We start from the raw sequence: 26,183 nt of genomic DNA on the forward strand, positions 1-26,183 counted from the left end.
CTGGTGATCGGCGATCCGCGCGGCGGCGGCAGCCCGCTGAGCCCGCTGCCCGGCGCCCAGCAGGAGGCCGCGGCGGTGGCAAGCCTGCTTGAGGACAGCGGCTTTACCGTCACCCGGCTGATCGGCGATGCCGCCAGCCCGGCGCAGGTGGTCGCGGCGCTGTTCTCGCGCAGCTGGAGCGTGGTGCATGTCGCCAGCCACGGCGTCGCCGGCTGGCAGCCGCGCCCGGAGGATCCGCCGATGACCGGCATCGTGCTGGGCGCGCCGCCGCTCGACGTGCTCGAGGCGCCGCTGCTGGCGCAACTGCCCGAGCCGCCGGACCTGGTGTTCCTGAACTGCTGCCACCTGGGCCGGATCTCGGCCGACGGCCCCTTCTCGGGCGCGCTGCGCCAGGATCGGCCGGGCTTCGCCTCCAGCCTTGCCGTGGAGCTGATCGAACGCGGCTGCCCGGCCGTGGTGGCCTGCGGCTGGGCGGTGCAGGACGACGCGGCCATGCGTTTCGCCCAGGGCCTGTTCACCGAGCTTTGCGCCGGGGCCGATTTCGGCACCGCGGTCCGGCAGGCGCGCAGCGCCACCCATGCCGCCAGCGCCGCCATGGGCTCGCTCGACAACACCTGGGGGGCCTATCAATGCTATGGCCATCCCGGCTTCGGCCTGATCGACGGCAGGCAGGAGCGCAGGGCGCCGCAAAGCGACCCCGCCTCGCCGGCCGAGGCGCTGGCCGAGGTGCGGGCCCATGGCTCGCGGCTGGACATCCTGGGCAGCGGGGCGGTGGTCGCACAACTGTCGGCGCTAAGCGCCCGGATCCGCGAGAACGGCTGGCAGGGTTGCTCGGACCTGGCGGCCGCCCTGGGCGATGCCTATGCCGCCTGCGGCAAGCTGGAGCTGGCCGCGGAATGCTATGGCCGGGCCGCCAGCGCCGAGATCCCGACCCTGCCGCTGACCGCCCTGCAGGAATCGGCGCCGCTGCTGAACCGCAGCGACGACGGCAAGCTGCGCACCGCCATCGCCCTGCTGGAAACGCTGAACGCGAGCTGCGGCGCCAGCCTGCGCCGGCATGTCCTGCTGGCCGACCTGCACCGGCAGCGCGCCATCCTGGCCCCCGCCGCCAAGACCCGGCAAGAGGCGCTGAAACGGCTGGAGCAGGCGCTGGACCGGGCGCTGGCCTTGGCCGGGACGGCGCAGCAACCCGGGGCCCGGGCCGAGACCGACAGGCTGCGGCTGCACCGCCTGTTGGCGCAGGCGCTTCTGTCGCAGCCGCCCAAGGCGCTGGAAAGCGATTTCCGGCAGCTGTCGGCGCGAATGGACATCCAGGACCGGGCGGAGCCGCTGCTGGCGCTGGTCGGCGCGGTGGTCACCGGCGATCCCGGCGCCCTGCCCTCGGCGGCGCCGGACTCCCTCCTGCCCGCCGTGGCGCTGGCGCTCGCCGCCCTGCCGATGCGCTCACCGCTGCGCGAGGCGCTGGAACGGCTGCGGGACCGGCCCGAGGTGGGCTGAGCCCGCGGGCGCTAATGCGCGTCCGCGGTGGCGAGATAGCGCCGCAGCGCCTCATCCCCGCCGCCGTCCAGCGACGCCTGCCCGTCGCCGCGCAGTTCGGGCGGCTCCTGCCAGCCGGGCTCGATGCCGGTCATGTCGGGCAACTGATGCGCGATGCCCTTGTGGCAGTCGATGCAGGTCTTTTCGCCCGGGATCAGATAGCGCTCGTGGATCTCGGCGGCGCGGCGGGTCTGCTTGGTGAAGTCCATCGCCACCGCGGCATGGCAATTGCGGCATTCCAGCGAGTCATTGGCCTTGAGCCGCGCCCATTCGTGCTTGGCCAGTTCCAGCCGTTTCTCCAGGAATTTCTCGCGCGTGCTGATGGTGCCGAAGATCTTGCCCCAGACCTCTTTCGAGGCTTGCATCTTGCGGGCGATCTTGTCGGTCCATTGATGCGGGACATGGCAGTCGGGACAGCTGGCCCTGACGCCCGAGCGGTTCGAGAAATGCACCGTCGGCATCAACTCCTGAAAGACATTCTCGCGCATCTCGTGGCAGCTGGTGCAGAATTTCTCGGTATTGGTGATTTCCAGCGCCGTGTTGAAGCCGCCCCAGAAGATCACCCCGCAGATGAACCCGCCCAGCGTCAGGAAGCCGATGCTGAGAAAGCTGCTGGGCCGGCTGATGACGCGCCAGAACCAGATGAACCGGCCCCAGACCCAGCGGATGCTCGCCTTGATCCAGCCCATGTCACGGGCCCCCGGCATGCTGGTAGCCGTCGCGGAAGCCGTTCGGCACCAGCGGCTTCACATCGGTCTGCTGGACATGGCAGGCGGTGCAGAAATAGCGCCGCGGCGTCACGTCGGTCAGCACCTGCCCGTCGCGGTCCTGGAAATGCGTGACGCTGATCATCGGCGCGCCCGAGCCCTCGGTGAATTGCGGCTTGTGGCAGTCCATGCAGCGGTTGGTGTTCACCGTCAGCTGGTAGCCGTCGATGGAATGCGGGATCACCGGCGGCTGTTCGGGATAGTTGCGCATCCGGCGCACGTCGTCGGTGATCGGGCGGCCCAGCGGCGGGATCTCCTCGCCCGCCATCGGGTCGGGCCAGCCGGTCAGCGGCGGGACGATCTGCACCGCCGGCTCGGCCTGCGACAGGGCGGTGCCGACCAGGGCGAACAGCGCCAGTCCGGCCATGGCGGCGGGCCGGATCAGACGGAAAGGATCTTGACCGCGCATTTCTTGAAATCCGTCTGCTTGGAAATGGGATCCGTGGCGTCCAGCGTCACCTTGTTGATCAGCTGGCTGGCATCGAACCACGGCACGAAGACCACGCCGCGGGGCATCCGGTTGCGCCCGCGGGTGTCGATGCGGGTGCGGATCTCGCCCCGGCGCGAGACGACGCGCACCTCGGCCCCCTGGTTGAAGCCCATCTCGCGGGCATCCTCGGGATGCATGAAGCAGCGGGCGCCGGGGAAGGCCCGGTACAGTTCCGGCACGCGCATGGTCATCGACCCGGAATGCCAGTGTTCCAGCACCCGGCCGGTCACCAGCCAGATGTTGTATTCCTCGTCCGGCGGTTCGGCCGGCGGCTCGTAGGGCACGGCGAGGATGCGGGCCTTGCCGTCGGGATTGCCGTAGAACTGCACGCCCGCGCCCGGCTCGACATAGGGGTCGAGCCCCTCGCGATAGCGCCAGCGGGTTTCCTTGCCGTCCACCACCGGCCAGCGCAGGCCGCGGACCTGGTGATAGGTGTCATAGGGGGCCAGGTCATGGCCATGACCGCGGCCGAAGCTGGCATATTCCTCGAACAGGCCCTTCTGGACGTAGAAGCCGAACTCCTGGGATTCCCGGTTGGCGTAATCGGAATCCAGGTCGGAAAGCGGGAATTTGTCGACGCTGCCATTGCGGAACAGCACGTCGAACAGGCTTTGGCCGCGATAATTGGGGTTGGCGGCCAGGATTTCCTCGGGCCAGACCTCGTCGGTGGTGAAGCGTTTCGAGAACTCCATCATCTGCCACAGGTCCGAGCGCGCCTCGCCGGGCGCCTCGACCAGCTGGTGCCAGACATGGGTGCGCCGCTCGGCATTGCCATAGGCGCCCTCCTTCTCGACCCACATGGCGGCGGGCAGGATTAGGTCGGCGGCCAGCGCCGTCACCGTCGGATAGGCGTCCGAGACGACGATGAAGTTTTCCGGGTTGCGATAGCCCGGCCAGGCCTCGTTGCTGTTGTTGGGCGAGGCCTGCAGGTTGTTGTTCACCTGGATCCAGTAGAAATTCAGCCTGCCGTCATGCAATGCCCGGTCCTGCGCCACCGCATGCAGGCCTGGCTGTTCGGGGATCAGGCCTTCGGGGATCCGCCAGATTTCCTCGGCATGCTTGCGGTGTTCGGGATTGGTCACCGTCATGTCGGCGGGCAGGCGATGGGCGAAGGTGCCCACCTCGCGCGCCGTGCCGCAGGCCGAGGGCTGGCCGGTCAGCGAGAACGGGCTGTTGCCCGGTTCGGAAATCTTCCCGGTCAGCAGGTGGATGTTATAGACCATCTGGTTGGCCCAGACCCCGCGCACATGCTGGTTGAAGCCCATGGTCCACAGCGACATGACCTTGCGCTCGGGATCGGCGTAAAGCTCGGCCAGCTGCTCCAGAAAGCCCGGCTCGACCCCGGTCAGTTCGGACACTTTCTCCAGCGTGTATTCGCTGACCAGTTCGGCGAATTCCTCGAATGTCGAGGGCGTGGTCGCCGCCGGATCTTCCGCCGTGCGGGCGGCCATCTCGCGCGGATCGTCGTCGCGCAGCCCGTAGCCGATGCCGGTCGCGCCCTTGACGAAAGTGGTGTGGCGATCGACGAAGTCGCGATTCACCCGGCCGGTCTGGATGATGTGATTGGCGATGTAGTTCAGGATCGCCAGGTCGGTGCCGGGCTTGAAGACGATGGGAATGTCCGCGAGATCCGAGCTGCGATGGGTAAAAGTCGACAGCACCGCCACCTTGACATGCGGATGGCCCAGCCGGCGGTCGGTGACCCGCGTCCACAGGATGGGATGCATCTCGGCCATGTTCGAGCCCCAGAGCACGAAGGCATCCGCCGCCTCGAAATCGTCGTAGCAGCCCATCGGCTCGTCCATGCCGAAGGTGCGCATGAAGCCATAGGCGGCCGAGGCCATGCAATGCCGGGCATTGGGGTCCAGGTTGTTCGACCGGAAGCCCGCGCGCATCAGCTTGGTCGCGGCATAGCCCTCGAAGATGGTCCATTGCCCCGAACCGAACATGCCAAGCGCCGTGGGCCCCTTGTCCGCCAGCACCCGCTTGGCCTGGGCCGCCATGATGTCGAAGGCTTCCTCCCAGCTGACCGGGGTAAATTCGCCGTCCTTGGCATAGACCCCGTCCTTCTTGCGCAGCAGCGGCTGGGTCAGCCGGTCCGCGCCATACATGATCTTGGACAGGAAATAGCCCTTGACGCAGTTCAGGCCCCGGTTCACCTCGGCCAGCAGGTCGCCATGGGTGGCGATGACCCGCCCCTCCTTGACGCCCACCATGACGCCGCAGCCGGTGCCGCAAAACCGGCAGGGCGCCTTGGACCAGGTGATCTGCAGGGATTCGACGCCGCCGGGCACCGGCTGGGCCGGCGCCGCCAGCGGGATATTGGCGGCCAGCGCGGCAACCCCCGCCGCCTGCGCCTTGAGCAGATCGCGTCTGGAAATGCTCATGCCGGCGCCTCCTGCTCATCGGCGGCCAACACCTGCTCGAAGACCAGATTGGCCGAGAACACGTCCTCCATGATCGAAATCTCGGCCAGCCGGCCGCCGATCTCGCCCACCGAGCCGCCCTCCAGCACCAGCACGATCTTGGCACCCCGGACCGCATGCACCTCGGTCCCCGGCAGGGTGGCAAGGCGGCCGGCGACGGCATCGGCCCGTTCCGGCCGGGCGGTGACGATGGCGCTGGAAATGTGGAGAAGACGCGGCTCTGCCTGTTTCAGTTTGCCGGTCAGAATGTCGCGTCGCTGGATCGGTTTCCTGTCTGGCTCGCGCATGGCTGTTCCTAATGCATGGGTCCGGGGGGGCCGAAGATGATCTGCCACATCCACACCAGGAAGCCGTAGCCGCCGACGATCCCGACCGAGAGGATCGGCCAGATCACCACGGCGAGGATCAGGAAAGCGATGATTTCATCCCGCTTGCGATGCTTGGGGTGATCGGTTTCATTCGCGGAATCGACCATTTTCGAGCAACCCTTGCGTGTAGACGCTCTGGTTCAATCTTCCCACAAAACCGTGAGGGGTCAAGAAAGTTCCTGCACGAATCTCAGGCGTTCCCGAGAAGCGCGGCAGGACAGGCAAAATGCCCGGACTTGAAAGACAAGCCTTCGAGAGCGAAATAATCACGTATTTGCATAGATTTACTGCCATGCGACAACACGCCGCATCCGCCGTCCGGAGGGGCAAGCGGGGCTTTCGCGCCTGGCGCGGTCAACCGCCCGCGCCCGGGCGAAGCAGCGGCCGCAGCAGCATTTCGGCCCCAAGCAGCAGGTTCCAAGCAGCAGCAGGCAGAACAGGAACAGCCGCCGAAAGGCTGCCGGACTGATCTGGCGGCGCAGCGCCTGCCCCGCCACCAGCAGCACCCCGCCCACCCTGAGCTGTGGCCATTGCAGCAACAGTTTCACCGCGGCGACGGCGCCAAGCGAATGCCCGACCAGAACCGAACCCGGATGCATCAGCAGGGCGCCGGCGATCTCGGTCAGCCATCGGTCCGGGCAGGGCCGCATCCACGTGGCCTGTTCGACGATGCCGGCATTCGGACCGCGCCCACCAATGCTGCCAATGCGGCGCCGGTGCCGCGTCAAGGCCGGGGAGAAGCAAGGTGCGAATCATGGCCTTTCTTCTTTCGTCAAATATCCATCATATTAACCGAGTTTTTTGTTCCAAATTCGGCCAGGAACTGGGAAATCATTCCAGCCGGGGCTGAACATGGGATCGTTGCAGCTGCAAAACGCGCAGCATTTATTCCACCATATGGAACATGGATATGCATCGCCGGATTGCCCACCGCCAAAATTGGCATGATGTGGAATTTATTTCTTGCAATTGGGCATGAGTTCCGCAGAAATCCCCAAAGACGCGGCTGTCAAGCTGTCCACATGATGGATGCAGGCAGGGGGAGGGAGAGCCCGCCGCGCAGGGAGGAAGACAATGCAACTCACCGACACCCAGCCGGAGGGCGAGCTGGCGCTTGGCGGCATCGAGGCCATGACCGAACCGAAGCGCGCCGAGCGCTGGATGCGCCCGGTCGAGATCGCCGCCGCCGGTCTGCTGGTGGTGATGATGGTCACGGTGCTGGCGAATGTGTTCTTCCGCTACGTGCTGAGCAAGCCGCTGATCTGGGGCGACGAGGTCGCCTCGATCAGCTTCATCTGGATGGCGATGCTGGGCGCGGCGCTGGCGGTGGACCGCCACGAACACATGAAGCTGACCGTGTTCCTGCCGCTGCTCCCCGAACGGCTGGCCCGCGTGGTGGAGGTGGCGGGCCAGGTGCTGGTCTGCGTGCTGCTGCTGCGGCTGCTGCCGGTGGCGGTCGAATACGCCTATGAGGAAAGCTATGTGACCTCGCCGGCCCTGGGCCTGCCGATGTCCTGGCGCGCCTCGGCCCTGCCGGCAGGTATCGGGCTGATGGCGGCGCTGTCGCTGCTTTCGGTGCTGCGCACACGGGAATGGCGGATCATCGCCGGCACGGTGGTCCTGGCCGGCGCCCTGATCGCGCTGCTGTGGTTCGCGCGACCGACGCTGCTCTCCATCGGCAACTGGAACCTGCCGATCTGGCTGGGCCTGCTGGTCGCGGTGCTGCTTTGCGGCGGCGTGCCCATCGCCTTCTGTTTCGCGCTGGGAACGCTGGCCTATCTGACCTTTGCCAGCCATGCGCCGATCTTCGTGATGATGGGCCGCATCGACGAGGGCATGTCCTCGCTGATCCTGCTGTCGGTTCCGGTCTTCGTGCTTCTGGGCTGCATCCTGGACGCGACGGGCATGGGCAAGGCCATCGTCAATTTCCTCGCCTCGCTGCTGGGCCACGTCAAGGCGGGGATGAGCTATGTGCTGCTGGGCTCGATGTTCCTCGTCTCGGGGATTTCCGGCTCCAAGGTCTCGGACATGGCGACGGTGGCGCCCGCGCTGTTTCCGGAAATGCGCCGGCGCGGCCATTCGCCGTCCGAGATGACGGCGCTGCTGGCGACCGGCGCGGCCATGGCCGATACCGTGCCGCCCTCGATCGTGCTGATCGTGCTGGGCTCGGTCGCGGGGGTGTCGATCGCCGGGCTGTTCACCTCGGGCTTCGCCATCGCCATGGTGCTGCTGGTGGTGCTGGCCGTCCTGGCGCGCTGGAAGGCCCGCAAGGAGGACATGTCGGGCGTCACCCGCGTCACGCCCGCGCTGATCCTGAAGGCGGGGGTGATCGCCGCCCCGGCGCTGGTGCTGCCCTTCATGATCCGCAGCCTGGTCGGCGGCGGCGTCGCCACCGCGACCGAGGTTTCGGCCATCGCCGTGGTCTACGCCTTCCTCATCGGCGTCGTGCTCTATGGCGGCATCCCGCTGCGCAAGCTGGGCACCATGCTGGTCGAGACCGCCGCCATGTCCGGCGCGATCCTGCTGATCTTGGGTGCGGCCTCGGCGATGGCCTGGGCCCTGACGCAATCCGGCTTTGCCCGCGACCTGATGGGTTTCGTCACCGGCCTGCCGGGCGGCTGGGTGGTGTTCATGCTGGCCAGCATCGTGATCTTCCTGGTGCTGGGCTGCGTGCTGGAGGGGCTGCCGGCCATCGTGCTGCTGGCGCCGATCATGTTCCCCATCGCCCGCGGCCTCGGCATCCACGACATCCATTACGCCATGGTCATCGTCACCGCCATGAACATCGGCCTGATGGCGCCGCCCATCGGCATCGGCTTCTACATCGCCTGCAAGATCGCCAATGTGCCCGCCGACCAGGTCATGCGCCGCATCTGGCCCTATCTGGCGGCGCTGCTGATCGGCCTGCTGGCCATCGCCGCCGTGCCTTGGTTCTCGACCGCCTTGCTTTGACGTCAACAACCTTCGGGGAGGAGGAAAACATGACAATCACCCGCCGCAGCGTCCTGATGGGTGCCGCCGCCGGCGCGCTGGCCGCGCCCTTCATCCGGCCGGGCGCCGCCCGCGCCGCCGAGTTCAGCTACAAGATCGCCAACAACCAGCCGCTCGAGCATCCCAGCAACGTCCGGCTGACCGAGGCGGTCAAGGCGATCCTCGAGGAAACCTCGGGCGCGGTGGACATCCAGATCTTCCCCTCGAACCAGCTCGGCGCCGATACCGACGTGCTGGGCCAGCTGCGCTCGGGCGGGGTCGAGTTCTTCCAGCTTTCGCCGATCATCCTGTCGACGCTGGTGCCGAACGCCTCGATCAACGGCGTGGGCTTCGCCTTCCCGGATTACGACACCGTCTGGAAGGCGATGGACGGCGAGCTGGGCGCCTATGAGCGCGGCCAGATCGAGGGCGCCGGCCTGGTGGTGATGGAAAAGATCTGGGACAACGGCTTCCGCCAGACCACCAGCTCGACCAAGCCCATCGTGACGCCGGCCGATTTCGAGGGCTTCAAGATCCGCGTGCCGGTCAGCCCGCTCTGGACCTCGCTGTTCTCGGCCTTCGGCGCGGCGCCCGCCTCGATCAACTTCGCCGAGGTCTATACCGCGCTTCAGACCGGCATCGTCGACGGCCAGGAAAACCCGCTGGCGATCATGAAGGTCGCCAAGCTGTGGGAGGTGCAGAAGTATCTCTCGATGACCAACCACATGTGGGACGGGTTCTGGCTGCTGGGCAACCGTCGCGCCTGGGGCGCCCTGCCCGAGGACGCGCAGCAGATCGTCGCCAAGCATTTCAACGCCGGCGCCGAGAAGCAGCGCGCCGACGTGATGGCGCTGAACACCTCGCTGCGCGGCGACCTGGAGGGCCAGGGCTTCGTGTTCAACGACGTGGACCCGCAGCCCTTCGCGGACAAGCTGCGCGAGGCGGGCTTCTATGCCGAGTGGAAAAAGACCTATGGCGACGAGGCCTGGGAGATCCTGGAAACCGCCATCGGCCGGAAGCTGGTCTGACATGACCGAGGCGCCGGCCCCATCCCCCGCCGCCCCCGTCCCCGAGCCCGCCGGCGGCGGCGCGCAGGCGGTGGCGCGGGCGCTGTCGCTGCTGTCGCTGGTCGGCAGGGGCGGCAGCGCCGGGCTGGGGCTGACGGAACTGGCCGGCGCCGCCGGGCTGACAAGGCCCACGGTGCGGCGGCTGCTGCTGGCCCTGGCGGCGGCGCGCATGGTCGAACAGGATCGCCGGACCCGGCGCTATCACCTGGGCCCCGAGACCTATCTGCTGGGCACATACGCCGCCGAGCGCCACGGCATCCTGCATCACGCGCGCGAATCCATGCTGCGGCTGGCGCACGAGACCGGCGACACCGTGCTGCTGACCGTGCCGCAGGGCGACCATACGCTGTGCCTGGAACGGATCGAGGGCGATTTCCCGATCCGCACCCACGCGCTGATGCGCGGCGACCGCAAGCCCGCTGGCGTCGGTGCCGGGGCGTTGGCGCTGCTTGCCGCCCTGCCGGTGCCCGAGGCCGACGCGCTTTTGCAGAAGGCCGCGCCGCTGATCGAGCTTCTGGCCCCCGGCCTGGCCCCCGCGCTGGCCGACGACCTGGCCCGCGCCCGCGCGACGGGCGAGGCGCTGAATCCCGGCCGGGTGGTGCCGGGATCCTGGGGCCTGGGCGTCGCCATCCTGTGGCGCGACGGCCGCCCGGCCGGCGCGCTTTCCATCGCCGCCATCGAGAACCGCATGGGCGAGGCACGCCGGACCGAATTGGCCGCCGCCCTGCACCGCGAGGCGCGGCTGGTCGAATCCCGGCTCGCGGCGCTTGAGACGCAACAGAAAAGGAACATCGCATGACCGATCCGCTGATCGTCGGCTGGGCGCATACGAAATTCGGCAGGTCCGAGGCGCCCGACACAATGGCCCTGATGGCCGAGGTGGCGCGGCCGGCGCTGGACCACGCCGGCCTTGGCGCCGATGCCGTCGACGGCAGCTTCGTCGGCGTCTACAACAACGGCTTCTCGCGCCAGGATTTCCAGGGCGCGCTGGTCGCCATGGGCACGCCGGACCTGGCGGGCATGCCGTTCATGCGCACGGAAAACGCCTGCGCCACCGGCTCGGCCGCGCTCTATGCGGCGGCCGATTTCATCGCCTCGGGACGCGGCAAGGTGGCGTTGGTGATCGGCGCCGAAAAGATGAGCGCGACCCCGGGCGACCAGGTCGGCGACATCCTGCTGTCCGCGAGCTATGTCCCCGAGGAGGGCGAGATCCCCGGCGGCTTCGCCGGCGTCTTCGGCCGCATCACCGAAAGCTATTTCCAGCGCCACGGCGACCGGTCCGAGGAACTGGCGATGATCGCCGCCAAGAACCACGAAAACGGCATGCGCAACCCCTATGCGCATATGCAGAAGCCCTTCGACGTCGGCTTCTGCAACACCATCTCGGACAAGAACCCGCGCGTCGCCGGGCCGCTCAGGCGCACGGATTGCTCGCTGGTCTCGGACGGGGCGGCGGCCTTGGTGCTGGCCGCGCCCGAGGTGGCGGCCGATCTGCAGCGCGCCATCCGCTTCCGCGCCCGCGCCCAGGCCGGCGACCTGCTGGCGCTGTCGCGGCGCGATCCCATCGCCTTCGACGGTCCGCACCGGGCCTGGGCGTCGGCGCTGGATCAGGCGGGGCTCGGCGTCACGGACCTGTCGCTGGTCGAGACGCATGACTGCTTCACCACCGCCGAGATGATCGAATACGAGGCCATGGGCCTGGCCCCGCGCGGCCAGGGCTGGCGCGTCATCCGCGACGGCGTGACCCGGTTCGACGGCGCGCTGCCGGTGAACCCCTCGGGCGGGCTGAAGTCCCGGGGTCATCCGATCGGCGCCACCGGCGTCTCGCAGCATGTCATGGTGGCGATGCAGCTGGCCGGCGACGCGGGCGCCATGCAGGTGCCCGGCGCCAGCCTGGGCGGCGTCTTCAACATGGGCGGCGCCGCGGTCGCCAGCTATTGCTCGATCCTGGAGCGCGTGAAATGACCGGACCCGCCATCGACCCGGCCGGCGGCGTGATCCCGGTCTCGACCCGGGTGATGAACCTTGCCACCTTCCTGACCCAGGCCGCCCGGCGCGACCCCGACGGCGTCGCGCTGGTCATGGGCGAGGCGCGCTGGAGCTGGGCCGAGTTCGAGGCCCGCGCCGACGCCCTGGCCCACGCGCTTCAGACCCGCTTTGGGTTGCAAAAGGGCGACCGGGTGATGTGCCAGTCGCAGAACTGCATGGAGATGATGCAGGCCATGTTCGCCACCTGGCGCGCGGGCGGCGTCTGGGTGCCCGCGAACTTCCGCCAGACGCCCGAGGAAGTGGCCTGGCTGACCGAATCCTCGGGCGCGACGCTGATGTTCTGCAATGCCGCCTTTCCCGATCATGCCGCCGCCTGCGGCGTCACGACGCTGGTCTTCGGGCAGGCCGGTTTCGGCGCCTCGGTGCAGGCGATCACCGCCGAGCACATGGGAAGCCGCCCGCAGGTGGCGGCGGTGGACCGCGACGATCCCTGCTGGTTCTTCTTCACCTCGGGAACCACGGGCCGGCCCAAGGCAAGCGTGCTGACCCATGGTCAGATGGCCTTCGTGGTGACGAACCACCTGGCCGACCTGATGCCGGGCCTGACCGGAGACGACGCCTCGCTGGTCGTCGCGCCCTTGTCGCATGGCGCGGGCGTGCACCAGTTGACCCAGGTGGCGCGCGGGGTGAAAACCGTGCTGCTGCCGACCGAGCGTTTCGACGTGGCGCAGGTCTGGGATCTGGTGCGGGACTGGCGGGTGTCCACCATGTTCACCGTACCGACCATCCTGAAGCTGCTGGTCGAGCATCCGGCGACCGAGACGGCCGACACCTCGTCGCTGCGCTATGTGATCTATGCCGGCGCGCCGATGTATCGGGTGGATCAGCAAAAGGCGCTGCGCACCCTCGGCAAGGTGCTGGTGCAATATTTCGGCCTGGGCGAATGCACCGGCAACATCACCGTGCTGCCCGCACATCTGCACGAGGCCGAGGACGGCCCGGCCGTCCGCATCGGCACCTGCGGCCATGCCCGCACCGGCATCGAGATCCAGATCCAGGACGACCATGGCCGCGAACTGCCGGCCGGCCAGACCGGCGAGATCTGCGTGATCGGCCCCGCCGTCTTCGCCGGCTACTACCGGAACCCGCAGGCCAATGCGAAGGCCTTCCGCCACGGCTGGTTCCGCACCGGCGACCTGGGCCACATGGACGAGGCGGGGTTCCTCTACATCACCGGGCGCGAAAGCGACATGTTCATCTCGGGCGGCTCGAACGTCTACCCGCGCGAGATCGAGGAAAAGATCCTGACCCATCCCGCCATTTCCGAAGTCGCGGTGCTGGGCGTGCCCGATCCGCTGTGGGGCGAGGTCGGCTGGGCGATCTGCGTCGCCAGCACCCCGGTGACCGAGGAGGAACTGGCGGCGTTCCTGATGCCGAAACTGTCGCGCTACAAGCTGCCCAGGCGCTTCCTGTTCTGGGACGGCCTGCCGAAATCGGCCTATGGCAAGATCACCAAGAAGATGATCCGCGAGGAACTGGACGCCCGCGGCTTGCTGGAGCAGGCCCCGGCATGAGCATGGTCCATCCCGGCCCCCGAACGGCCGAACGTGCGCAGGCCCGCCGCGCCACGCTGCGGCCCATCCGCGGCCGACTGCGCGCCGGCCGGACGGTGATGCAGGCGGTGGGCGAGCTGTTCGCCGATCACGGCTGCAAGGGCGGCGCGCTCTCGCTGGCGGGCGTGACCTGTGCGCCGATGCGCTATGTGCTGCCGGCGCTGTCCACCGACGGGCTGCACGCGGCCTGGTATTCCGACACCCATGCGCCGGCCGACCGCTGGACCATCGAAAGCGCCACGGCCACGGTGGGCTGGAAAGAGGGTGCGCCCTTCCTGCATTGCCACGGCATCTGGTCGGACGGGCGCGACAGGAGGATGGGCCACCTGCTGCCCTTCGACTCGACCGTCGCCGAGGAGGTGGTGGTCTCGGGGCTCGGCGCGGCCGGGACATGGTTCGAGGCGCTGCCCGACGCGGAAACCGCCTTCACCCTGTTCACCCCGCAGGGCGGCGGCGACGGTCCCGGGCTTTTCGCCCGCATCCTGCCCGGCGAGGATGTGATCACAGCCATCGAGACGCTGGCCGCGCGCCACGGCATCCGCGACGCCCGCCTGCATGGTGTGGGCAGCATCGACCATATCCGCTTCGCCGAGGGGCATCGCATGGATTGCCTGGCCACCGAACTGCGCTTCGATGGCGCGCGGCTGGCCCAGGGCGCGGCGCATGTCCCGATCGAGGTCGTGGACATCCACGGCCATATCGCGCGCGGCACGCTGGAACGGGGCGCCAATCCCGTGGGCGTGACGCTGGAACTGATCATCGAACCGAAAGAGGAGACACCATGAAAACCGCCATCATCACCGGCGGATGCCGCGGCATCGGCCTGGCCGCCACCGAGATCTTCCTGGAACAGGGCTGGGCCGTGGCCGTGGTGGACCGCGATACCGAGGAACTGCACCGCGCCTGCGACCCCCTGGAAAACGTCCTGCCCATCGAGGCCGACATTTCGGACCCGCAGGCCGTCGACGGGGTGATCCGCAAGGTGGTCGAGCGCTTCGGCCGGGTCGATGCGCTGGTGAACAATGCCGGGGTCGCGCTGTTCTCGCAGGTCGGCCGGACCAGTTTCGAGCAATGGCGCGAGGTCATGGCGACGAATCTCGACGGCGTATTCCTGTGCACGCAGGCCGCGACCGGGGAATTGGCCAAGACCCGGGGCGCCATCGTCAACATCGCCTCGATTTCCGGGCTGCGCGCCTCGACGCTGCGGGTGGCCTATGGCACCTCCAAGGCGGCGGTGATCCACCTGACCAAGCAATTCGCCGCCGAACTGGGCGAACAGGGCATCCGCGTCAATTGCGTCGCCCCCGGCCCGGTCAAGACCAAGCTGGCCATGGCCGTGCACGCGCCCGAGATCATCGCGGCCTATTACGACGCCATTCCCCTGAACCGCTACGGCGAGGCGCGCGAGATCGCCGAGGCCATCGTCTTCCTGTGCTCGGACAAGGCGAGCTTCGTCTCGGGCCAGACGTTGGCGGTGGACGGCGGCTTCGACGCCACCGGCGTCGGCCTGCCGGCACTGCGGCGCGAGACCGAACCGGCCTGAACCCGGCCTTGCCGCAAGAACGATACAAACTGACCGGCACCATGCAGCAATGTCCATGGTGCCGGCCATTTTGTCATGTCGGGCAATAACCCTGCCCACTCGTTACAAGTCGCAACCGAAATCCATTTGCCCCTGAAATACCGCCCGGAACCTGACCCGAGCGGCGGCGGGGCCGCGCTTCCAATGCCCGCTCTCTTCCACACCAACCCGGAAGAATAAATTCCGCGCCATTGCCTAGGCAATTCTGCGTATGTGCCAAAGACACGCCGGCGCGGGAAATGCCGGCGGGCCGATGCGGCGCGCCTTGCAAAATGCTAAACACGACCCCGCCAGGGCCGGCGCCCGCCTCCACCCGCATCCGAAAGACGCCCGCATGACCATGACGCGATGCCTCCGCGGCTCCGCCGCCGAGAGCCGGAACCTGCCCGGAGATCCCCGCTGATGAAGAAATCGCTGGGCGCCTCGCTGGCCGTGGGCATGGCCGGGCTGCAATTCCTGGCCATCCTGCTGGTGGTTTTCTCATCCTACGTCACGTCGGAACGGGCGCTGATCCGGCACGCCCGCGACCTCTTGCGCGATGTCGGCATCAACACCATCGAACATTCCAAGGGCTTCCTCAGCCCGGCGCAAGGCGCGGCGGAGCTGGCCGCGCAGCTGGCCCAAAACCGGGTCATCGCCAGCCACGACACGCCGGTGCTGGAACAGCTGCTGTTCCAGCAGCTGAAGATGGCGCCGCAATTCGCCGGGCTGTATTACGGGCGCGAGGACGGCACCTTCGTGATGGTCATGCGCAGCCCGGACGGGCGGGCGGAATACCGTTCCAAGATCATCTCGATCGAGAACGGCAAGCGCCGGGTCGAACTGATCTGGCGCGATGCGACTTTTGCGGAAGTCGGGCGGCAGCTGGACCCGACCGACACCTACGACCCGCGCGACCGGCCCTGGTATGTCAAGGCCTGCAAGGAGCGGCGGACGATCTGGACCGATCCCTACATCTTCTTCTCGTCCCAGCAGCCCGGCATCACCCTGGCGGCGCCGGTGCTGCACGAAAATGGCCGCGTACGCGGCGCCGTCGGTGTGGATATCGAGATCAGCATGATCTCGGAATTCCTGTCGCGGCTGAACATCGGCCAGCACGGCCGGGCGCTGATCATCAACCATAACGGCGATGTGATCGCGCATCCCGATGCCAGCCTGATCAAGACCCGCAGCGCCGACGGCACGCTGCGCTTTGCCGACATCCGCGAGCTTGGCGACCCGATCGCCCGCGCCGCCTTCGGGCCGCTGGCGCTGGCCGGCGCCCTGCCGGTCCAGCAGGAGACGCCGTCGCAATTCGACTATCAGGGCGCGTCCTATGTCTCGACCATCATGCCGGTGATCAGCGACAAGCTGCCCTGGACCATCGCCGTCTATGCCCCCGAGAACGACTTCACCGGCGTGCTGAAGAAAAACCGCACACTGAACATCTGGCTGGCGGTGCTGGTCGCCGGACTGACCGGGTTGATCGGACTGGCGCTGGCCGATTACATCCACCGGCCGGTGCGGGCCTTCGCGGTGCGCACGGCGCTGATCTCGCAGGGCGAGCTCGACCCCGACGCCCCCCTGCCCCGCACCTACAAGGAACTGGGGCGCGCCAATGACGCGCTGGTCCAGCAGATCGTCGCGCGCCGCAAGACCGAGCGCGAATACGGCCAGACCTTCAACATGTCCTCGCGCGGGATGGCGCAGATCCAGCCCGACAGCGGCCGCTTCATCCGCGTGAACGCGCGGATCTGCGAGATGACCGGCTACAGCGCCCGGGACCTGACGCAGATGCGGCTGCGCGACCTGTTCCATCCCGACGACCCGACCTTCGTCGGGGCGATTTTCAACACCGATGACAGCGATTTTGCCGTCAACCGCGAGATCCGCTGCATTCGCAAGGACGGCAGCACCATCTGGATCACCCTGAACGAGATCCTGATCCGGGACGAGCACGGCAAGCCCCTGCACGCGGTGCTGACCATGGACGACATCACCCAGAACAAGCGAGCCGAGACGCAGATCCTCCAGCTGAACCGGGATCTGTCGCATCTGGCGCGCGGCAAGACCATGAGCCAGATGGCGGCCGGGCTTGCGCATGAGCTGAACCAGCCGCTGACCGCCATCGCGCAGAATGCCGACACGGCGCTGCTGATCCTGAACGAGCAGCCGGACGGACCGCCGCCGGCGCTGCACGACCTGCGCACCATCCTGGCCGAGATCGAGGGCCAGTCGTTGCGTGCGGGCGAGATCATCCGCGCCCTGCGCGGCTTCATCAGCAAGGACGAAGGCGGCAGCACCGCGCTTGATCTGGCACCGCTGATCGAACAGACCCTGCGGCTCGTCCAGGCCGAGGCGACCGAGGCGCGGGTGGGCCTGCAGACCCTGCTGGATCCCGACCTGCCGCCGGTGCGCGGCAACCGCGTCCAGGTCGCGCAGGTGATCGTCAACCTGTTGCGCAACGCCATCGAGGCATTGGCCCCCGACCCCGCCGCCGACCGCCGCGTCATCCTGCGCGCCGCGCGCGACGGCGGCATGGTCCGCATCGCCGTCGAGGATACCGGCCCGGGAATCGCGCCGGGGATCAACCTGTTCTCGCAATTCGAGACCACCAAGTCCGACGGCATGGGGCTGGGCCTGTCCATCTGCCGCTCGATCGTCGAGGCGAATGGCGGGACGCTCTGGCACGAGACCCTGCCCGGCCGCGGCTCGCGATTCCTGTTCACGCTGCCGGTCCACGCGCATGGCTGAGACGGTCGCGGATGCCGGCCGGCTTGCAGCCCGGCAAAAACTGACCGATACCCTTTGCGATCCTTAACGCAAGGCTGCCATGTCCGAGGTTTCCCTGACGGTCTTCGTGATCGACGACGACGACGATATTCGCAGATCCCTGGCGCGCGCGCTGGAAAGGCGCGGCTACGCGGTCGAGAGCCATGCCTCGGCGCAATCCTTTCTGGACAGCTACGACCCGCGCCGCGCCGGTTGCCTGGTCCTCGATTACGGCATGCCCGGCATGAACGGGCTGGAATTGCAAAAGCACATGAACGCCATGGGCATGGCGATCCCGATCATCTTCATCACCGGGCACGGCGGCGTGCCCGAATCGGTGCAGGCGATCAAGGCCGGTGCGGTCGATTTCCTGGAAAAGCCCTTCCGCCAGACCGACCTGCTGGAACGCATCGAGACCGCCTTCGCCATCACCCGCGCCCGCCTTGCCGACGAGGAGCAGAACCGCAACCACCGCGCCCGGTTCGAGCGCCTGACCGCGCGCGAGATGGAGATCGTCGAGCGCATGGTGGCGCGGCCCTCGGAAATCTCCAGCAAGGAAATCGCCGCCGCCCTGGGCATCAGCCCGCGGACGGTGGACCACCACCGGGCGCGCATCCTGGAAAAGCTGAACGCGCGATCGGTGGCCGAACTGATCGCGCTGGCAGGGAAATAAAGCCGGTATCACCGGCGGGCCGGCCCGCTAGCCGTCGTTGACGCGGAAATCGGCGGGCCTGATGCCGTGCCGGTTCAGCTTGTCGTAGAAGGTCTTGCGCGGCAGGCGCAGCCGGGCCATCGCCTGGGTGGCGTTGCCCTCGGCCAGGCGCAGGGCGTCGCGGATCAGCTCGGCCTCGTATTCCGCCACCAGCCCGGCCAGGCCCGGCCCGTCCTCTCCCTCTCCGGCCGCATCGAAAGGCGACAGGCCCAGCGCATGGCTTTCGGCGAACTGACGCAACTCGCGCAGGTTGCCGGGCCAGCCATAGCCGGCCAGCCGCGCCTTGACCGTGCCGGTGACCGGCGCCGCCGGCAGGTCCAGCCGCGCCGCCGCCTCGATCAGGAAATGCCGGAACAGCTCGGGGATGTCCTCGCGGCGTTCGGCCAGCGGCGGCAGGGTCAGGGTGATGCCCGCCAGCCGATAGTAGAGGTCGCTGCGGAACGCCCCCTCGCGCATCAGCCGCGCCAGATCGGCGCTGCTCGAGGCGATCACCCGCAGATCCAGCGCCCGCGGCGCGGCGGCGCCGGGCGGGCGGATCTCGCGCGCCTCGATCAGCGCCAGCAGCGCCGCCTGCAGCGCCGGAGAGAGCGCGTCGATCTCGTCAAGGTAAAGCGTGCCGCGATGCGCGCTTTCCAGCCGTCCCGGCAGGCGCGGGTTGCGCCCCTGCGGCTCGGCGCCCAGCATCTCGGCCTCGAAGCGGGTTTCGTCCAGCGCAGCGCAGGCGACATGCACGAAGGCGCGGGCGCGGCGCGGGCTTTGGCGGTGGATGGCGCGCGCCACCGTCTCCTTGCCCGAGCCGCCGGGGCCGAGGATCAACACGTCGCCCCCCGTCTCGGCCACCCGGCCCACGGTCTCGCGCAGATGCATCATGACGGGGCTCTGGCCGATCAACCGGGTCTCGGCCGCGGCGCCGGCCTGCTGCTGCTGCCGCAGCGCGCGGTTTTCCAGCACCAGCGCGCGGGACGAAACGGCACGGGCCAGCGCCGCCGCCAGCGGGCCACCGCCGATGGGCTTGGTCAGGAAGTCGTAGACCCCCCGCTTCAGCGCCGCCACCGCCATCGGCACGTCGCCATGGCCGGTCAGCAGGATCACCGGCAGGTCCGGGTCCAGCGCATGGATGCGCTCGAAGACCTGGAACCCGTCCATGCCGGGCATGCGCACGTCGGACAGCACCACGCCCGGCCAGTCGGGGCCAAGCCCGCGCAGCGCCTCGGCGGGTTCGGTGAACGGCTCGGCCCGGAACCCCGCGATCTTCAGCGATTGCACCTGCGCGGCCAGCAGGTCGGGATCGTCATCGACAAGGCGGACGAGCGGAGCTTCGGTCATGGCATCCCCGGCAGGTCGAGATGGAAGGTGGCGCCCCGGCCCGGCTGCGGCGGCTCGGCCGTCAGGCTGCCGCCGAAATCCCGCGCGATCTCTTGCGAGATCACCAGGCCCAGCCCCAGCCCCTGCGGCTTGCTGGTCGCAAAAGGGGTGAAGAGCGTGGCGGCGATTTCCGGCGTCAGGCCCGGCCCGTTATCCGAGACGGTCAGCCGCACCGTGCCGTCGCACTGGGTCAGGGCGATGCGGAGCTCGGCATCCGGGCGGCCGGACAGCGCCTCCTGCGCGTTCTGGATCAGGTTGACCAGGATCTGTTCCAGCCGCACCGTCTCGCCGCGCACGGCAAGGCCCGGGGGGATCTGCGGCAGCACCATGCGGATGCCCTCGGCCCGGCGGCGGCTGGCGACCAGCAGCAGCGCCGCGTCCAGCGCCTCCTTCAGCGGGATCGGCCCCAGGTCGCCGGTGGCCTTGCGGGCAAAGCTGCGCAGCTCGGTGGTGAACTGGGCGATGCGGTCGGACATGCGCAGGATCTGGCCCAGGTTTTCCGCCACCTCGGGCGCCGCCCCCGGCGGGATCAACTGCTGGCCGTTCTCGGCCAGAAGCCGGATGGTGGCCAGCGGCGTGTTCACCTCATGCGCGACGCCGGCGGTGATCTGGCCCAGGGTCGCCAGCTTGTTGGCCTGCACCATCTCGCCCTGCATCTGCGCCAGCCGCTGCTCGGCGGCGCGGCGCTCGCGCATCTCGGCGGTCAGGTCGCGGGTGCGCTCCTCGACCGCGCGCTCCAGATCGGCGCGGTAGCGGCGTTCGGCCTCGGCGCGACGGGCGGCGCGGGTGCGGGCGCGCGCCGCCCAGAAGCCGGCGCCCAGCATCAGCGACAGCAGGAAGCCGACCGTCCCGGTGGCGAAGGCCGCCGCCTGACTGGCCCCGGCCGAGGGCGCGCGGATCACCAGCCGCCAATCGGCACCGGGAACCGGCAGCGCCGCCGCCACCTCGCCCGCGCCGGCGGCGGGCAAGGCGCCGAAGCGCCGCCCCGGCTGGCTGGTCAGGATCACCTGCCCCGCCGCATCGGTCACGAAGATGCGCTCGCCGGCCTGCGCCCAGTTGCGCTCGGTCTGGTCGAATTCGACCTTCACCACGATCACGCCGCGCGGCTGTCCCCCCAGCAGCACGTTATGCGACAGGTACAGGCCCGCCCGCTTGCTGACGGTGCCAAGGGCGAATTGCGTCGCCTCGCCTCGCAGCAGCGCCTGACTGAAATAGTCGCGGAAACTGTAGTCCGAGCCGACGAAGCTGACCGCCTCGTCCCAGTTCGAGGCGGCGATCGCGACCCCGTCGCGGTCCAGCAGATAGATGACCGCGCTGTCGGTCTGACCGCGCAGCCGGTCCAGCTTGACCGAGGCGCGGGCGACATGGGCCGGGTTGGGATCGGCCAGCGCCTCGCGCATGACCGTGTCGTCCGACAGCACCGCCGCGACCGCACGCTGTTTGGCAAGCACGCTTTCCAGCGCCTGCACCCGGGTGCGCGCCGTCACCTCCAGCCGCTGGGCCAGCTCTGCGACCGCGCTTTCGCGCACCAGCCCGAAGGTCAGCGCCAGCAGGCCAAGGCAGGCGACAAGAATGACGGCGGCCAGCGCGGCGCGGCGCGCACCCGCCAATTTTCCGCCGACCGGACCCGCCGCCGAATCAACCATTGCCGCCGGTTCTCCTCTGGCTGCGGGATCAGCGCCCGCCTGTGTGGATTTCCACACTAGCACGCCCTCGCTGTGTGGGAAACCGCACGGTTTTCCTGCCCGGATCGCAGCAAAAAGACATGATTACAACGCATTGCCGCCATGCGCCCAGCTTTTGGGCGTCAAGACCCGACGGCTTATCATGGCTGTCACATACCCGTCATTCTCAGGTCGGAGGAGGCCTCTATGCAAATCGACACCTCGGCAGCGCCGGCCGCCCACGGTCCGCGCCCCTTCTACAGGCATCTCTATTTCCAGGTCCTTTGCGCCATCGTCGCCGGCGCGCTGATCGGCCATTTCTATCCCCAGACCGGCGAGGCGCTGAAACCCCTGGGCGACGCCTTCATCAAGCTGGTCAAGATGATCATCGCCCCGGTCATCTTCCTGACCATCGTCACCGGGCTGGCCGGCATGGGCACGCTCAGGGGCGTGGGCTCGGTCGTCGGCAAGGCCTTCGGCTATTTCCTGACCTTCTCGACGCTGGCGCTGATCGTCGGGCTGATCACCGCCAATGTCATCCGGCCCGGCGCCGGCATGAACATCGACCCGGCGACGCTGGATGCCAGCAAGGTCACCGACTATGCCGCCAAGGCGCATGAGACCAGCCTGACCGGCTTTGTCATGGACATCATCCCGTCCACCATCACATCGGCTTTCGTGGACGGCAACATCCTGCAGGTGCTGTTCGTCGCCATCCTGTTCGGCATCGGCCTGATCCTGATCGGTGACAAGGGCAAGCCGGTCGTGGCGCTGTTCGAGGCGATCAGCCATGCCGTGTTCCGCATGGTGGACATCCTGATGAAGGCCGCGCCCATCGGCGCCTTCGGCGCCTTCGCCTTCACCATCGGCAAATACGGCATCGCTTCGGTGGTGAACCTGGCGACGCTGGTCGGCACCTTCTACCTGACCTCGGCGCTGTTCATCGTGGTGATCCTGGGCACGGTCTGCATGCTCAACGGCTTCTCGATCTTCCGGCTGATCTCCTATCTCAAGGCCGAGATCCTGCTGGTGCTGGGCACCTCGTCATCGGAATCGGCGTTGCCCTCGCTGATGGAGAAGATGGAGCGCGCCGGCTGCAAGCGCTCGGTCGTGGGGCTGGTCGTGCCGACCGGCTACAGCTTCAACCTGGACGGCACCAATATCTACATGACCCTGGCGGCGCTGTTCATCGCCCAGGCCACCAATACCGATCTGACGCTGCAACAGCAGATCCTGCTGCTGCTCGTCGCCATGCTGTCCTCGAAGGGCGCGGCGGGCGTCACCGGCGCGGGCTTCATCACCCTGGCCGCGACCCTGTCCGTGGTGCCCACGGTGCCGGTCGCCGGCATGGCGCTGATCCTGGGCGTGGACCGCTTCATGTCGGAATGCCGCTCGATCACCAACTTCATCGGCAATGCGGTCGCCACCGTGGTCGTCAGCCGCTGGGAAGGGGCGCTGGACCGCGAGCAGTTCGACCGCGCCCTGGCCGGCGATGACGGGGCCGAGATCGCCCCGGTCCGCGGCCTGCACGGCGCCCCCGCCGGGCTGCGCCTGAACGAGGCCAGCGCCGACTGATCCCGCCGCGGCAGAAGATACCGACCGGCCGGCACGCAGATCCCGCGTGCCGGCCGGTCGCGTTCCCAGCGTCGCCTTACCCGCCGGCGTCACCGCTCTATCGCCGCGATCTGCGGCGCATCGGATCTTCTCTTTCGGGCAAGGTCTTTGGAATGCCCCGGCCTACCCCGGCCGAAGGCGCTGCAAGCCGGGCTGCGCGGCGGGCTGCGCTAGCCCATCCGGTAGCCGGGGGTCGAATTCGACAGCGCGGTCTCTTCCTCGTCCATGCCTTCGGGGATCTCCTGGAACAGCGGCGTCGAAAGGTAGCGCTCGCCGGTATCGGGCAGCATGGCCAGGATCACCGAGCCGGGCTCGGCGCGCTCGGCGATCTGCATCGCGACGGCGAAGGTCGCGCCGCCCGAGATGCCGGTCAGGATCCCTTCGCGCGCGGCGAGTTTCCGTGCCCATGCCATGCCTTCGGCCCCCGGCACCGGGATCAGCTGGTCGTAACCGTCCGAGTCCAGCGCCTCTTGCAGCACCAGCGGGATGAAATCCGGCGTCCAGCCCTGGATCGGATGCGGCTCGAAGGCCGGGTGGCTGACGGCGGGCGAGCCGTCCGCGGTGCGCTCCTGCGCGATGCCGCTGCTGACCAGCGCCGCATTGGCCGGCTCGGTCAGGACGATCTTCGTCTCGGGACGCTCGCGGCGCAGCACGCGGGCAAGGCCGGTCGCGGTGCCGCCGGTGCCATAGCCGGTGACGACGTAATCCAGCCGCTCGCCGGCGAAATCGCCCAGGATCTCCTGCGCCGTGGTCGCCTCGTGAATATCGGCATTGGCGGGGGTCTCGAACTGATGCGCCAGGAACCAGCCGTGCGTCTCGGCCAGTTCGACGGCCTTGTTGTACATGCCGGTGCCCTTTTCGGCCTTGGGCGTCAGCACCACCCTGGCGCCCAGCATGCGCATCAGCCGCCGCCGCTCGACCGAGAAGGTCTCGGCCATGGTGACGACCAGCGGATAACCCTTTTGCGCGCAGACCATGGCCAGACCGATGCCGGTATTGCCGCTGGTCGCCTCGACCACGGTCTGGCCAGGCTTCAGCGCGCCCGAACGCTCGGCCGCCTCGATGATGTTCAGCGCCAGCCGGTCCTTGACCGAGGCGGCGGGATTGAAGAACTCGGCCTTGACGTAAAGCCGCACGCCCTCGGGGCCGAGGTGGTTGATGCGGATGGTCGGCGTGTCGCCCACCGTGTCGAGGATGCTGTCGTATAGCCGGCCGCGGCCCCGGGTGGTCCTGATCCCCTGCTCTGCCATCTGTCTGCCTCCATCTGCATTGATGGAGGCAGAGTAGCGCAATCCGCCCGGCTTTTAAGCCGGAATCGGCGCGGTATCAGCCCTTGCGGCCGGTGGCGAACATCGGCCCGCCGCGCCAGCGCGGGAAGCCGTAGCCGTGGATCTCGACCAGGTCGATGTCGGCGGGGGTTTGCGCGATGCCCTCGTTCAGGATCGCCCGGCCCTCGGCGGCCATTTCGCTGACAAGGGCCTGGGCGATCTCCTCGCGGCTCATCGCCGGGCCGGGCCGGATTTGGTCCGCCAGCAGTTCGGCCGCCACCGCCGAGGGCTGCGGCCGGCGCTCGCCCGGCGCATAGTCATACCAGCCGCCGCCGGTTTTCTGGCCCTTGCGGCCGGCGCGGACCAGGATGTCGCCCAGCGTCTCGGGCACGTCCTGCCCCGCCGCCCGCGCGCCCTCGCGCTGCAGGAAGGCGATGTCGAGCCCGCCCAGGTCCTGCGCCTCGAACGGCCCCATGGCGAAGCCGTAACCGCGCATGGCGGCGTCGATTTCGGCAATCGGCACGCCCTGGCGGACCAACGCCTCGGCCGCGGCGCGATAGCGTTTCAGGATGCGGTTGCCGATGAAGCCCTCGCAAATGCCGGCGCGGACCGGGATCTTTTTCAGCATCCGCGCCAGCGCGAAGCCGGTGGCCAGCGTGCGGTCCGAGGTGTCCGGCGCGGGCACGATCTCCAGCAGCTTCATCACATTGGCCGGGCTGAAGAAATGCAGGCCGATGAAACGCCCGGGATTGGGCAGCCCCTCGGCGATGACGCGCGGGTCGAGATAGGAGGTGTTGGTCGCCAGCACCGCATCCGGGCGGCAGACCCGGGCGAGTTGCTCGAACACGGCGCGCTTGACGCCGATTTCCTCGAACACCGCTTCGATCACCAGATCGGCATCGGCGATGCTGGCATAATCCGTGGTCCCGGTGACACCGGCCGTCAGCGCCTCGGCCTGCGCCTCGGTCAGCTTGCCGCGCTTGACGCCGCCCGCGAAGATGCCGCGCAGATTGGCCAGGCCGCGCGCCACCGCCGCGTCGTCGCGCTCGATCAGGGTGACGGGCAGGCCGGCCTCGCACAGGGCGGCGATGATGCCCGCGCCCATGGTGCCGCCGCCGATGACGGCCGCGCGGCGCAGCGGCAGGGGTTCCACCCCGCGCAGGGCGGCGGGGCGCGGCGCGGCGCGCTCGGCGAAGAAGACATGGCGCAGCGCCGCCGCCTGGTCCGAGCCGCGCAGTTCCAGGAAGGTCTGGCGCTCGAAGGCCATGGCCTCGGCAAAGGGCGCCTCGACGGCCTTGCGCAGGCAATCGAGCGCCCGCAACGGCGCGGCGGCGCCCTTGGCGGTCTTGGCGACGGCCTTCTCCTGCTCGGCCCAGAAACCCGCTGCGGGCGCGGCAACCGGGCGGGCCGAGACCGGCGCCGGCAAGGGCCGCGTCAGCGCCTGCCGGGCAAAGGCTGCGGCGCCGTCGCGCAGGTCGCCCTGGATCACCGCATCGACCAGCCCGGCGGCGAAGGCCTTCGGCGCAGGCATCGGCCGGCCCGAGGTCACCAGCTCCGCCGCCAGCGCGGCGCCGGCAAGGCGCGGCGTGCGCACCGTGCCCGAGGCGCCGGGGACGATGCCGAGGCCAACCTCGGGCAGGCCGACCGAGGCGTCGGGCGCGGCCACCCGGAAGCGGCAGCCCATCGCCACCTCGAACCCGCCGCCAAGCGCCGAGCCGTGGATGGCCGCGACCCAGGGCTTCGTGGCGCCTTCGATGCGGTCCACCAGGTCGGGCAGGTGCGGCGGCTGCGGCGGCTTGCCGAATTCGGTCACGTCGGCCCCGGCGATGAAGGTGCGGCCGGCGCAGACCAGCACCACCGCCGCGACCGAGGCGTCGGCGTCCAGCGCGCCCACCGCGTCCCACAGCCCCTGCCGCAGCGCCGTGGACAGCGCGTTGACCGGCGGATTGTCCACGGTGACGATGGCGATTTCCCCTTGGCGGGCGATGGTGACGGTCATTT

Annotated in this window: 22 protein-coding genes; 11 read left to right on the plus strand and 11 right to left on the minus strand. The window is 68.7% G+C overall.

Translation table 11 applies throughout. The annotated features are described in order from the left end of the window. Positions 1-1,497: CHAT domain-containing protein (locus tag ACFOMP_RS07425; protein WP_379029046.1), on the plus strand; the 1,497-nt coding region annotated here is incomplete at its 5' end. Positions 1,498-1,508: 11 nt separating this feature from the next. Here the strand turns inward: ACFOMP_RS07425 and ACFOMP_RS07430 are convergent. The 7 genes from ACFOMP_RS07430 to ACFOMP_RS07460 form a co-directional block, all read right to left on the minus strand. After that, entirely contained in the window at positions 1,509-2,225 is a 717-nt protein-coding gene (locus tag ACFOMP_RS07430) for a cytochrome c3 family protein (RefSeq protein WP_289896530.1), read from the minus strand. 1 nt (position 2,226) lies between these two features. After that, positions 2,227-2,712 carry a nitrate reductase cytochrome c-type subunit gene (locus tag ACFOMP_RS07435; RefSeq protein WP_379029049.1) on the minus strand — a complete coding sequence of 162 codons (486 nt, stop codon included), beginning with the start codon at positions 2,710-2,712 and terminating at the stop codon, positions 2,227-2,229. Next, entirely contained in the window at positions 2,685-5,180 is a 2,496-nt protein-coding gene (gene napA, locus ACFOMP_RS07440; RefSeq protein ID WP_379029052.1) for a periplasmic nitrate reductase subunit alpha, read from the minus strand. The genes ACFOMP_RS07435 and napA overlap by 28 nt, the downstream gene beginning before the upstream one ends. Further along, complete coding sequence (locus ACFOMP_RS07445) at positions 5,177-5,506, minus strand: chaperone NapD (protein WP_379029054.1); 330 nt, start codon at positions 5,504-5,506, stop codon at positions 5,177-5,179. Before ACFOMP_RS07445 ends, napA begins: the two co-directional genes overlap by 4 nt. A gap of 8 nt (positions 5,507-5,514) precedes the next feature. Further along, positions 5,515-5,694, minus strand: a complete 180-nt coding sequence (gene napE, locus ACFOMP_RS07450; RefSeq protein ID WP_019353070.1) for a periplasmic nitrate reductase, NapE protein — start codon at positions 5,692-5,694, stop codon at positions 5,515-5,517. 177 nt (positions 5,695-5,871) lie between these two features. Next, the gene (locus ACFOMP_RS07455; protein WP_379029057.1) at positions 5,872-6,237 is read right to left on the minus strand and encodes an alpha/beta hydrolase; all 366 of its coding nucleotides are present in this window, start codon (positions 6,235-6,237) and stop codon (positions 5,872-5,874) included. A gap of 122 nt (positions 6,238-6,359) precedes the next feature. After that, positions 6,360-6,533 (minus strand): hypothetical protein, encoded by a 174-nt coding sequence (locus ACFOMP_RS07460; protein ID WP_379029059.1) that lies wholly within the window; start codon positions 6,531-6,533, stop codon positions 6,360-6,362. Between the two features lie 128 nt (positions 6,534-6,661). On the opposite strand from ACFOMP_RS07460, the gene ACFOMP_RS07465 reads away from it, so the two are divergent. The 9 genes from ACFOMP_RS07465 (at position 6,662) to ACFOMP_RS07505 (ending at position 18,232) form a co-directional block, all read left to right on the plus strand. Next, positions 6,662-8,539: a TRAP transporter large permease subunit gene (locus ACFOMP_RS07465; RefSeq protein WP_379029062.1), complete on the plus strand. Its 1,878-nt coding sequence runs from the start codon at positions 6,662-6,664 to the stop codon at positions 8,537-8,539. 29 nt (positions 8,540-8,568) lie between these two features. Further along, complete coding sequence (locus ACFOMP_RS07470; RefSeq protein ID WP_379029065.1) at positions 8,569-9,585, plus strand: TRAP transporter substrate-binding protein; 1,017 nt, start codon at positions 8,569-8,571, stop codon at positions 9,583-9,585. Position 9,586: 1 nt separating this feature from the next. Further along, positions 9,587-10,423, plus strand: a complete 837-nt coding sequence (locus tag ACFOMP_RS07475) for an IclR family transcriptional regulator (protein ID WP_379029068.1) — start codon at positions 9,587-9,589, stop codon at positions 10,421-10,423. Then, positions 10,420-11,589 (plus strand): acetyl-CoA acetyltransferase, encoded by a 1,170-nt coding sequence (locus ACFOMP_RS07480; protein WP_379029071.1) that lies wholly within the window; start codon positions 10,420-10,422, stop codon positions 11,587-11,589. The genes ACFOMP_RS07475 and ACFOMP_RS07480 overlap by 4 nt, the downstream gene beginning before the upstream one ends. Further along, positions 11,586-13,187: an acyl-CoA synthetase gene (locus ACFOMP_RS07485; protein ID WP_379029074.1), complete on the plus strand. Its 1,602-nt coding sequence runs from the start codon at positions 11,586-11,588 to the stop codon at positions 13,185-13,187. The genes ACFOMP_RS07480 and ACFOMP_RS07485 overlap by 4 nt, the downstream gene beginning before the upstream one ends. Then, on the plus strand, positions 13,184-14,011 hold the full coding sequence (locus ACFOMP_RS07490) for a PCC domain-containing protein (protein WP_379029078.1): 828 nt from the start codon (positions 13,184-13,186) through the stop codon (positions 14,009-14,011). The genes ACFOMP_RS07485 and ACFOMP_RS07490 overlap by 4 nt, the downstream gene beginning before the upstream one ends. After that, complete coding sequence (locus tag ACFOMP_RS07495; protein ID WP_289895979.1) at positions 14,008-14,769, plus strand: SDR family NAD(P)-dependent oxidoreductase; 762 nt, start codon at positions 14,008-14,010, stop codon at positions 14,767-14,769. Before ACFOMP_RS07490 ends, ACFOMP_RS07495 begins: the two co-directional genes overlap by 4 nt. Positions 14,770-15,210: 441 nt before the next feature. Then, positions 15,211-17,541, plus strand: a complete 2,331-nt coding sequence (locus ACFOMP_RS07500; protein WP_379029083.1) for a cache domain-containing protein — start codon at positions 15,211-15,213, stop codon at positions 17,539-17,541. A 79-nt stretch (positions 17,542-17,620) separates the two neighbouring features. Continuing rightward, positions 17,621-18,232 (plus strand): response regulator transcription factor, encoded by a 612-nt coding sequence (locus ACFOMP_RS07505; RefSeq protein WP_289895977.1) that lies wholly within the window; start codon positions 17,621-17,623, stop codon positions 18,230-18,232. A gap of 27 nt (positions 18,233-18,259) precedes the next feature. Here ACFOMP_RS07505 and ACFOMP_RS07510 read toward each other — a convergent pair whose 3' ends face one another. Together ACFOMP_RS07510 and ACFOMP_RS07515 are read right to left on the minus strand one after the other, a co-directional pair. Further along, the gene (locus tag ACFOMP_RS07510) at positions 18,260-19,597 is read right to left on the minus strand and encodes a sigma-54-dependent transcriptional regulator (RefSeq protein WP_379029086.1); all 1,338 of its coding nucleotides are present in this window, start codon (positions 19,595-19,597) and stop codon (positions 18,260-18,262) included. Further along, a complete protein-coding gene (locus tag ACFOMP_RS07515) occupies positions 19,594-21,246 on the minus strand; it encodes a sensor histidine kinase (protein WP_379029089.1) in 1,653 nt (550 codons plus the stop codon). The genes ACFOMP_RS07510 and ACFOMP_RS07515 overlap by 4 nt, the downstream gene beginning before the upstream one ends. 261 nt (positions 21,247-21,507) lie before the next feature. Between ACFOMP_RS07515 and ACFOMP_RS07520 the strand changes: the two genes are divergently transcribed. Next, positions 21,508-22,875: a dicarboxylate/amino acid:cation symporter gene (locus ACFOMP_RS07520; protein WP_289895974.1), complete on the plus strand. Its 1,368-nt coding sequence runs from the start codon at positions 21,508-21,510 to the stop codon at positions 22,873-22,875. 209 nt (positions 22,876-23,084) lie between these two features. On the opposite strand, the gene ACFOMP_RS07525 is transcribed toward ACFOMP_RS07520, so the two are convergent. Together ACFOMP_RS07525 and ACFOMP_RS07530 are read right to left on the minus strand one after the other, a co-directional pair. Continuing rightward, on the minus strand, positions 23,085-24,164 hold the full coding sequence (locus ACFOMP_RS07525; RefSeq protein WP_379029092.1) for a PLP-dependent cysteine synthase family protein: 1,080 nt from the start codon (positions 24,162-24,164) through the stop codon (positions 23,085-23,087). A 76-nt stretch (positions 24,165-24,240) separates the two neighbouring features. Continuing rightward, positions 24,241-26,181, minus strand: a complete 1,941-nt coding sequence (locus tag ACFOMP_RS07530; RefSeq protein WP_379029095.1) for a 3-hydroxyacyl-CoA dehydrogenase NAD-binding domain-containing protein — start codon at positions 26,179-26,181, stop codon at positions 24,241-24,243. Between the last annotated feature and the right edge of the window lie 2 nt (positions 26,182-26,183).

Origin of the sequence: Paracoccus simplex, from assembly GCF_042648325.1 — a bacterium.
GTDB lineage: Bacteria > Pseudomonadota > Alphaproteobacteria > Rhodobacterales > Rhodobacteraceae > Paracoccus > Paracoccus simplex.